8 protein-coding genes and 1 pseudogene are annotated in these 9993 nt (G+C 44.0%); 6 read left to right on the forward strand and 3 right to left on the reverse strand.

Annotated elements, in window-relative coordinates:
* Nucleotides 1-90: 90 nt before the first annotated feature.
* Together R8N47_RS07720 and deoD are read right to left on the reverse strand one after the other, a co-directional pair.
* A complete protein-coding gene (locus R8N47_RS07720) occupies nt 91-1560 on the reverse strand; it encodes a lactate dehydrogenase (protein WP_213913628.1) in 1470 nt (489 codons plus the stop codon).
* A 70-nt stretch (nt 1561-1630) separates the two neighbouring features.
* Nucleotides 1631-2341, reverse strand: a complete 711-nt coding sequence (gene deoD / locus R8N47_RS07725; protein ID WP_005375140.1) for a purine-nucleoside phosphorylase — start codon at nt 2339-2341, stop codon at nt 1631-1633.
* 398 nt (nt 2342-2739) lie between these two features.
* Between deoD and R8N47_RS07730 the strand changes: the two genes are divergently transcribed.
* From R8N47_RS07730 to R8N47_RS07745, 4 genes are read left to right on the forward strand one after another with little or no spacing between them, the layout of a single operon-like run.
* Nucleotides 2740-3690, forward strand: coding sequence for a YbgA family protein (locus tag R8N47_RS07730; protein WP_005383935.1), 951 nt, complete (start codon nt 2740-2742; stop codon nt 3688-3690).
* Nucleotides 3680-4480: a MerR family transcriptional regulator gene (locus R8N47_RS07735; protein WP_005375142.1), complete on the forward strand. Its 801-nt coding sequence runs from the start codon at nt 3680-3682 to the stop codon at nt 4478-4480. The genes R8N47_RS07730 and R8N47_RS07735 overlap by 11 nt, the downstream gene beginning before the upstream one ends.
* Before the next feature lie 22 nt (nt 4481-4502).
* Entirely contained in the window at nt 4503-5918 is a 1416-nt protein-coding gene (gene phrB, locus R8N47_RS07740; RefSeq protein ID WP_033906725.1) for a deoxyribodipyrimidine photo-lyase, read from the forward strand.
* Nucleotides 5919-5924: 6 nt separating this feature from the next.
* Nucleotides 5925-6851, forward strand: a complete 927-nt coding sequence (locus R8N47_RS07745; RefSeq protein WP_005383933.1) for a L,D-transpeptidase family protein — start codon at nt 5925-5927, stop codon at nt 6849-6851.
* A 26-nt stretch (nt 6852-6877) separates the two neighbouring features.
* On the opposite strand, the gene R8N47_RS07750 is transcribed toward R8N47_RS07745, so the two are convergent.
* Nucleotides 6878-7132, reverse strand: a complete 255-nt coding sequence (locus R8N47_RS07750) for an Lpp/OprI family alanine-zipper lipoprotein (protein ID WP_005375145.1) — start codon at nt 7130-7132, stop codon at nt 6878-6880.
* A 550-nt stretch (nt 7133-7682) separates the two neighbouring features.
* Here R8N47_RS07750 and R8N47_RS07755 point away from each other — a divergent pair.
* Together R8N47_RS07755 and R8N47_RS07760 are read left to right on the forward strand one after the other, a co-directional pair.
* On the forward strand, nt 7683-9026 hold the full coding sequence (locus tag R8N47_RS07755; protein WP_064354914.1) for a DEAD/DEAH box helicase: 1344 nt from the start codon (nt 7683-7685) through the stop codon (nt 9024-9026).
* A 324-nt stretch (nt 9027-9350) separates the two neighbouring features.
* A pseudogene (locus R8N47_RS07760) lies at nt 9351-9917 on the forward strand (S9 family peptidase); the annotation flags it as partial.
* Nucleotides 9918-9993: the final 76 nt, after the last annotated feature.

The raw sequence follows: 9993 nt of genomic DNA on the forward strand, positions 1-9993 counted from the left end.
GATGCGGATAACGTTTTGGTAAACGATCAGGGGCCGTAATGTATACCGTTACAACCCCTAATTACTACATCTAAATTACCAATAGAATAGCTACGATAGGAGCTGTTTGATTGTCAAAGGTGCATCAGAGACTTCTAACCTTTGTGCAGCGGTAAGACCTTGTTTATCCTGATAGCACAAATTATGCCAAGCTCTGAATATATCTAAAAGAGGTAAAATACCAGCAGGTCGTAATTTGCGACGTGGCTCGTTAATGAAGCTTTCGAAAAGAATCTGAAAGCGGTTTTGATAAAACTTCACATGACGAGTTGTCGCAACGTTAAACCATTTTTCAGGCTCATTTTGATCGCCAGCGAGGTAGCAAATGCCTTTGTGGTTTTCGTTTTGACTAGAGATTGCCCAACGATCGCGCCACCAACTCATATAGGCGATATCGACTTTGCCAAAGGGAGTGCTCATGTCCCAACTAGCGTCCTCTTCTACGTACATCAAGTCGACACTTTTCTCTTTAATACGAGGTAAACAAACGCTCAGTGCAGCTGAACGTAGTAGGGGATCTTGAGGCATGTATAGAGATACACGTTTGTTTGGGCAGCACATATCAAGTACGTGCAAATAGTGTGCATACGAGGTGTATGGCGGACGGACTAATGCCCCTTTTGAAGGGTAATGAAATACAGATAGATTACCAAGAGGGTCTTCTACGTTACCGCGAGCCAAAATTGTTTGGTATTTTTGGTCAATTCGCTCTCTGAGGTGATAAGAAGGTTCCGCAAGCGGCTCACTTGCTTCCGCTACATACTCCTGGGAAACAAAACGAGACACCTCCTCGTAAGGATTATGATCGAGCGTTGCGATTGGCTCTTCATCAGCGGAATAATTGACGTGCTGGCAAAGAATATAGCCAGAATGCGCTTCGCCAGAAACAATCCAATACACACCATTATTGCTGTTCGGTTGCAATGCAATATAGTTTGAGGCCAATTCATAATACGTTGCGTGGTTTACCCAGCGCGCATCAATGGTTGCCAGCTTGCGGCGGCAGCGGCTAGCTATATGGTCAACATGATCGTAAAAGGTTTTTGGGTTAATACTAAGCTTGCGGCAGATTTCTCGTACGGAATATCCCGTAAACAATAAACCCATCAAGTTCTCTTGAAATTGAAGCTTCTTGTTGGCACCAGACCACTTGTCGACAAAGGTACTTTGACACACTTTACAGCGGTAACGTTGGCGATCGCCACTGTAACCGAAAGCGTGATAGAGGTGTTTGTGAGTGTGGACAGAAAGTCCAAAGTTGTCGCAATCATCATTACGGCAAGCAGGCAACCCGTCACTGTGGACGTGCCGCAGGCGATGAAGTTCGTTCACGACATCGCGATTATTAAGTAAGGGGGGGAAAGCTCCACATTCACGGCATACCATCGCCGGACGCTTAGGGTTCGCATGTTGCAGAACGTAACGCTTTGCATCACTCAATCCAAAGTTGTCACACGCCAATGTTTTACAAAAGTTGAGTTGTAACCCATCTGCGTCTTTTGGCAGTTCGCCGTTAGACACAATCGCCCCCTCGGGATAATTCGGGCAGCCAGCATAACTCTGGCTGCAAATTATTACTTACTATTTGTTCTTAGATGTTGATTGCAGTTTCTAGTGCAACTTTCATCATGTCGTTGAACGACTTCTGACGCTCTTCTGAGCTTAGTTTTTCACCACGGATGATGTGGTCAGAAACTGTCAGGATAGTCAGTGCTTTCGCGCCTAGGTCAGCTGCTACGCCGTAGATACCAGCCGCTTCCATGTCTACACCTAGGATGCCTAGTTTTTCCATCTTCTCGAAGATGTCTGCTTCTGGTGTGTAGAACAGGTCTGCAGAGAATACGTTACCTACTTTTACAGGCACTTCCTGAGCGCGCGCTTGGTTAACTGCTTCTTCTAGAAGACCGTAATCAGCGATTGCTGCGAAATCGTGGTTGTTGAAACGGATACGGTTAACTTTAGAGTCTGTAGAAGCACCCATACCGATAACAACGTCCATTAGTTTCACGTCGTCACGTACTGCACCACAGCTACCTACACGGATAACGTTTTTCACGCCGTATTCAGCGATTAGCTCGTGTACGTAGATACAGCAAGACGGGATACCCATGCCGTGGCCCATTACAGAAACTTTTTTGCCTTTGTAAGTGCCAGTAAAGCCGAACATGTTGCGAACGTCACAAACTTGTTTCACATCTTCTAGGAACGTTTCAGCGATGTATTTAGCGCGCAACGGGTCGCCTGGCATCAGAACTGTTTCAGCGAAATCACCTGGTTGTGCGTTAATGTGTGGGGTTGCCATAAGTGCTCTCCAAAGTTTTGTTTTGATAAAACGCCTCTATTATAGAACGCTATTACCAATTCTGTTGAACTTGTTCGTTTTCGTTGAGGCAATAATATCGGGACGTACAGTAGCCCCTTGAGAGCTTAGTCACAAAAACCACGCATTTAGAAACTGCAACTCCTATTGATAACTAAATCTGTTGAAACCAAAAGAGCAATCGATTTGCTTTTGAGCAGTTTGTCGATTGCGCGCACAAATTCTTTGTTTTTGGGCCAAACTTTTTTCTGAAAGCTGGTTGATCGAAATACTTTCGAGTGAAGTAAAACGATTAAATTGTACAACTTATTTTCTTGTACAATCTGGAAAGGCTTGCTATAAGTTATACAACAAAACTTTTTGTATAGGGATGCGTCATCATGGAATCTTCAATCAAAGTAGGTATCAGTTCGTGTGTTTTGGGTGAACGAGTGCGTTTTGACTCTGGTCATAAGGTGAGCAACTTTGTGACTAAAGAGCTCAGCCCGTATTTTGACTTTGTTTCGGTATGCCCTGAAGTCGGCGTAGGTATGCCAGTACCCCGTCCAACAATTCGTCTTGTTTCTAATGAAGAGCGTGTTGCATTGGTTGAAACCAAAAATCCAGAAAATGATCATACCGACAATATGCTCACTTACTCGGCCAATAAAGTAGATGAACTTCAAAGCGAGCAGCTTTGTGGTTACATCGTTTGTGCCAAGTCACCAACTTGTGGCATGGAGCGAGTCAAGGTTTACAGCAAGAACAGTGCTGCGAAAGAAGGTGTTGGCTTGTATACACAAACATTGATGCAAAAAATGCCTTGGTTGCCTGTTGAAGAGGATGGCAGACTTAACGACCCTGTATTGAAAGAAAATTTTATTACTCGAGTATTTTGTCTAAATGACTTTTACGACTCGATGGATGGTGAGCCTACTCGTGGCAAAATCATCGACTTTCATTCGCGCTACAAACTGACGTTAATGGCACACCACCCAGAGTCATACCGATCCCTTGGCCGCTTAGTTGCCGATGTCGCTAATTATGAAATTGAAGACTTTTACCAAGAGTATCGTTTAGGACTGATGAAGGCGTTAACGAATCGGGCTAGCCGCAAAAATAACACAAATGTGTTGATGCATTTACAAGGGTACTTCAAACGCTCACTAACTAAAGAAGAAAAAGAAGAGTTAGCGACAGTGATTCACGACTACCGTATTGGAATGCTGCCTCTGCTAGCACCACTTACGTTGATTAAGCATTACTTAAATACTTACCCAGACGAGTATTTATCAAAACAGAAGTTTTTAGAACCGTATCCGCAGGAGATGAGATTACGCTATGGTTTGTAGTTCAGAAGAAAAACTATACGCGATCCGAGATGTCGCAGAAATCACGGGTGTAAAACCAGTTACGCTGAGAGCTTGGCAACGAAGATACAACTTGATCCAGCCTCAGCGAACTGAAAAAGGACACAGACTCTATCGCCAGCAAGATCTCGATACGATTCGCGAAGTCCAGAGTTGGCTCGCGAAGGGGATTTCGATTGGTAAAGTGAAGGGGCTGCTAGGAAAAAGCGCCGATGTCGAAGTCAAAAACGAGGTTCGCACACTCGAAGAAGTTGAAAACATGCTGCTTGCGCTGTCTACCCTGAATCGAGGAAAAGCAGAGAGTTTACTTGCCTCTGTTCTTAAAGAGTACCCACTAAAACTCGTTATTGATCAGTTTATTAGCCCAGTATTTGATGCGCTAGATATGGTAAAAGGATCGTTGCGATCCTTGCAGGTGGGGTTATTTCAGACTTGTTTGATCACTCGTCTTGCCCTTGTTATCGATTCTGAAAACAAAGCCGCTTCCAAAGGAAAGTGTCTGCTCATTAGCTTTGAACAAAACAGAGAATCTGAGAGTTGGATTCAAGCAGCGAAGCTTTGTGAACAAGGGTATCACACGACTTTGATCGATAAGGTTGATGATGTTTCTGGTCTACTAGATCACGAGGTCATTGAAAATGGTTCGTTTATCTACCTTTTCTCCAATAAAGCACTAGCTGCTAAACAAGTAGCGTCCATCAAAATGCTTCACGCACAGCTAGGTGATCGGATGGGGTGCTCTGAAGTGATAGAGAAATTACACCTAACTTAGTAGACAAAAGATAGGAGCTACCATGATTTTAGTATGGTTTCGACGTGACTTGCGTACGTTAGACCACACGGCACTCAAAGCGGCATTGGATTCAGGTCAGCCTGTCGTCGCTTGCTTTATCGCGACGCCAGAGCAGTGGCGGGAGCATCACATGGCGCCGATGCAGGCAGACCTCATTGCTCGTCGCTTAGCTTGTCTTAACGAGGAGCTTGAAAGCCTTAATATTCCTTTTTTGTACAAAGAGGTGCCGTCGTTTTCCGATTGTACAGATGTGATTAGTGGGTGGGCGGAAACACTTGAAGCCACGTCTGTCATGGCAAACATTCACTATGAGGTGAACGAACGAGAGCTCGATACACAAGTAAGTGAAGCGTTAGCTTCTCACGATATCGAATTTGAACTGTTTCATGACAAATGTGTGCACGCGCCAACGACGGTTCTTAATAAGCAAGGCGAATATTTTAAGGTATTTACGCCATTCAAGCGTGCTTGGTTAACGCAGTTCCATATGCCGACGGTAGTAAAACCTCACGAGCAAGCGCCACTCAATAAAAAGGTACTCGAACAATTAGAGTCGGCTCGATTTAATTCAAGCTTCACATTTAGCTATCCTCGAGAATCCAGTGAAGACTGGCTGGCTTCGACTAATGATATTTTGAAGCAGCTTAGGGAATTTGCACGGGAGCGCAGTGACGCGTATCAAAGCGAGCGAGACTTTCCAGCTATTGATGGCACTAGCCAACTGTCTCCATACCTTGCGATTGGCGCACTATCACCAAGGCAGTGTATTGCTCGTTTGTATGCTGAAAATCAACAAAATGACCTTACAGAAGGGAAAGCAACTTGGCTAAGTGAGATCATTTGGCGTGAGTTTTATCAGCACCTATTGGTTTTCGAACCAAAACTCGTCAAAGGCAAAGGATTTATCGATTGGGAGGATAAAATCCAGTGGTCCTATGATGAGAAAGCCTTTGAGCGATGGAAGACAGGAACAACAGGATACCCAATCGTTGATGCAGCAATGCGTCAGCTCAATCAAACAGGCTGGATGCACAACCGATTACGTATGATTGTCGCGAGCTTTCTTACCAAGGACTTACATATTGATTGGCGATGGGGAGAAGCGTACTTCATGAGTAAGCTGGTGGACGGCGATTTTGCAGCGAACAATGGTGGCTGGCAATGGTCTGCCTCTACGGGCTGTGACGGGCAGCCATACTTTCGTATTTTCAACCCGATAAGCCAAGGCGAAAAGTTCGATGTTAATGGTGAATTTGTGCGCCACTGGGTACCAGAAATCAAAAGTGTACCGAACAAATACATCCATAAACCTTGGACTTGGGAGGGCTTTTCTTTACTGGAATATCACAAGCCGATGGTTGATCACAAGACAGAAAGAGAGATAACCTTACAGCTCTTTAAAAGTGCCAAGGAATAGAGTGAAATGCTTAGCAAAAAGCGATCAATGAGTTTCGCAAAACGTACCCTGCTATCTGTGTCGTTATCTTTAGTGAGTGGTCTATCATTCGCTAAGATGTACGAATTACCAGAGGATGGAAGCCGTTTAATTGGTCGCCTTGAAAACCACGTCGTTCAAGAAGGCGAAACCATGGCAAATATCGCTAAGCTCTACGATGTGGGTATGCTAGGTTTAATGGCCGCAAACAAAGGCGTGGATCCCTTCTTACCAGAAGAGGGGCATGTTCTTACTATTCCGACACAGCTAATCCTCCCAGACGTACCTTATAAAGGTATCGTTATTAATCTAGCCGAGCTGCGCTTGTATTACTTTCCGAAAGGAGAGGATATTGTCCATGTATTTCCTGTCGGAATTGGCCGAATAGGGCGCGATACCCCAGTAATGACAACGCGTATCAGCCAAAAACGACCGAACCCTACATGGACTCCTCCAGCCTCTATTCGTGCCGAGTACAAAGCAAAGGGCATTGATCTACCAGCCGTTGTTCCTGCGGGGCCTGATAATCCACTTGGTATGTTTGCATTGCGTTTAGCTTACGGGAATGGCGAATACCTAATTCATGGTACCAACAAGGACTTTGGGATTGGTATGCGAGTCAGCGCGGGTTGTATTCGTATGGACCCAAGTGACATTGAGTGGTTATTTGACAAGGTTCGTAACGGCGAAGACGTTAACATCATTAATCAGCCTATCAAAATGACACTTGAACCTGACAGAAGTGTGTTCTTAGAAGCACATGAGCCTTTGACTCGTAGTAATGGCGAGAAAGATGAACTCAAAGTGCCGAAAGAGTTAAAGTGGTGGCTGGATGAATTCGGTATGAAAAACGTGAAGGCTAAAGCAGCAATCGCTGCACAGAATGGGGTTCCTGTCGAAATAACCGCGCCTTAACGGGCGTTAAGACGCGGTATCAAATCTTACTTAGTGTAAGACTGAGCGATGTTATCGATACGCTCGTTAGCACGCTCAGCTTCTTCTTGAGCAGCCATTGCTGCTGCGCCTGATTTTTGAACGTCAGATTGAAGAGCTTGTACGTCTTGGCTTAGTTGGCTAACTTGGTTGCTTAGTTCGTCTAATTTTGCTGCATTTGCTGTTGCTGCGTCATCAGAAGAAGCACAACCGGCTAGTAGAAGTACTGAAGTTGCTGCAGCTGCGATCAACGTTTTGTTCATATAAGAACTCCTTGCTTATAGTGAAAGTCTCGCCACCAACTATTATTTTATACAGTAGCGAGGTTAAATGTGGTTACATTTTATCAGTACATGATGTAGCAAAAGTCAAAAAAACCCAAGAATTTCATGGAGTACCTGACGTCAACTTTTACCTGAGCTTAACAAAGGTGAATAGTCTATCTTCTCCCTCGCTCTCACAACAGTTTTCATAGCAGGTGTATTTGCCACGTTCCTGATATCAATAATTTAGACGATATTGACACAAATGAAAGTTTATTGGCCCAAATAACTGCTATTTACGTCGTTTTGTTGAAGAATAGAAGACATATCTGAAAGGCCTTTCACTGAACTTCACGTTCAGATGCACATCAAAAAGGCTAGGGTTTACTCTGAACTGAGCCACAAATGATGTTTTACCTTCACCACAGGGAATTAGTTTGTGTGATCTCTATCTATACTCCTATGATTTGCGGTATTATACCGAGCTTTATTTTTTTGCTGCGTTAGAGCGGAAACGACACTACAGAGCGCTCAGACGCTGACTGATTTATTGGAGAATACTTTGCAATTTAAAGATCTAGGCCTAGACAACCGATTGTTGAAGAACCTAAAACACTACGATTTTAAAAAAGCGACTGACATTCAGCAGCAGGCGATTCCTGTTGCGATTGCAGGCAAGGATCTATTGGCATCTTCGAAAACGGGTTCGGGCAAGACTTTGGCGTTTGTATTGCCAATGCTTCATAAGTCTTTAAAGACAAAATCGTTTTCTGCGAAAGACCCTCGCGCGGTTATCCTTGCTCCTACTCGTGAGTTAGCGAAACAAGTATATGGTGAGCTTCGTTCTATGCTAGCTGGCCTATCTTATGAAGCAGCACTGGTTTTGGGTGGTGAGAACTTTAACGATCAGGTAAAAGCTCTGCGTCGTTACCCGAAATTTATCGTGGCGACACCAGGACGTTTGGCTGATCACTTAGATCATCGTTCGCTTTATCTGGATGGTTTGGAAACACTGATTCTTGACGAAGCAGACCGTATGTTGGATTTGGGCTTTGCACCAGAGCTTCGTCGCATTCATAAAGCAGCCAAGCATCGTCGTCGTCAAACGTTGATGTTCTCTGCGACATTAGATCATGCAGACGTCAATGAAATCGCGGCTGAAATGCTCAATGCGCCAAAGCGTATTGCTATCGGCGTTTCTAACGAAGAACATAAAGATATTACGCAAAAATTTTACTTGTGTGATCATCTGGATCATAAAGAGGCAATTTTAGATCGTGTTCTTTCTGAGGCTGAATATCGTCAAGTTATTATCTTTACGGCAACGCGTGATGATACTGAGCGACTAACAGAAAAGCTAAACGAAAAGAAACTGAAGGCTGTAGCACTGAGTGGTAACTTGAACCAGACTCAACGTAACACCATTATGAGTCAGTTTGAGCGCGCAGTATTTAAGATCCTTGTAACGACTGATGTTGCTTCCCGCGGTTTGGATATTGCAACTGTGACACACGTCATCAACTTCGATATGCCAAAGCATACCGAAGAATACGTACACCGAGTTGGTCGTACTGGTCGTGCTGGAAACAAAGGGGATGCAATCTCTCTTGTTGGTCCAAGAGACTGGGATAGCTTTAAACGTGTAGAAGCATACCTACAACAAGATCTTGAGTTTTCAGTGTTCGAAGATTTGAAAGGTAAGTTTAAAGGCCTTAAGCCACCTAAACCAGATTTCCGCAATAAGAAAGCGACAGCAAAGAAAGCTCGCCCTCAAGCGAAAAAATCGGCGAAAAAACCAGCTAAGCGTGACAAGAGCTTCTACAAAAACGTATCTGTGGGTGATGATGTCTTCATCCCTAAGAAAAAACCAGCGGCACCGAGCTCTGAAGAGTAAAAGCTGCTGTAGTTTCCCATTGATTTTAGTTCTTAAAAATCCGAGTGTTCGCACTCGGATTTTTTATGTCTGTCGCTAGGTGAAATAGCGTCTTTCCATACTCACTCGTTTGTCAGCTTTTATATTTGTCTGGTTGTATATAAACAGCATAGAACGCTAATTTAGGAAGTTATTAAGTTTTATTACCTCGGTCAAAGCAAACGTTTTTCCTCACACACTAGATAAAAATTTCACATGATTATGAAAATGATAATTGATCTCATTTTTATTTAAGGGCAGAATACGCGCCATTGTATTAATCCTATAAATGAATTCGCTCTCTATATGAAATTTACTCATGTTTTTTTAGGGCTCATAATTACCTCTAGTTCTGGCTTTGCTGCTGATGATTTCAACTGGCTTCGAGATGATGCTCGTAAAGATGAGCGAGTTCTTACCTACCTAACAGAACAAAACCACAAAACTGAACAGCACCAAAAAAGTTATCAGACGTTGACAAAAAACCTACTAACGCAGTGGGATACCATGGTGGCAGACAAAGGTGATAAGCCATGGTCGATCGTGAGTGGAAGAGAGTGGACGCTAATGCGTCGCGATGGTCGTTACTTACTATTATCCCGTGCGAGTCAACATGCACCAGAAAACGTGGTGTTCGATTTCGATGAACGACAATCTGCGCATCAGTACTACCAACTTGGTCAATGGCAAGTGAATGGTGACACGCTACTTTTCACGGAAGATATCGACGGCAGCGAACAATATCGCGCCGTGGTTGTTGATTTACTCTCCGGCCAATCTACGGAACTGGCGACGCACGTCGATAGTGGCGTATTGTTGTCACCTAACGGGAAAGTGGCATTCCTTGTTGCAAAAGAAAAGCGTACCCAGCGCTGAGGGATCCCCTCATAATTTCCCCAAAGCACAACCATGTTTGAATAGATTTTGAGCAAGCAGGGTTGCAGCCGCG

This window comes from Vibrio sp. 2132-1 (assembly GCF_033344315.1).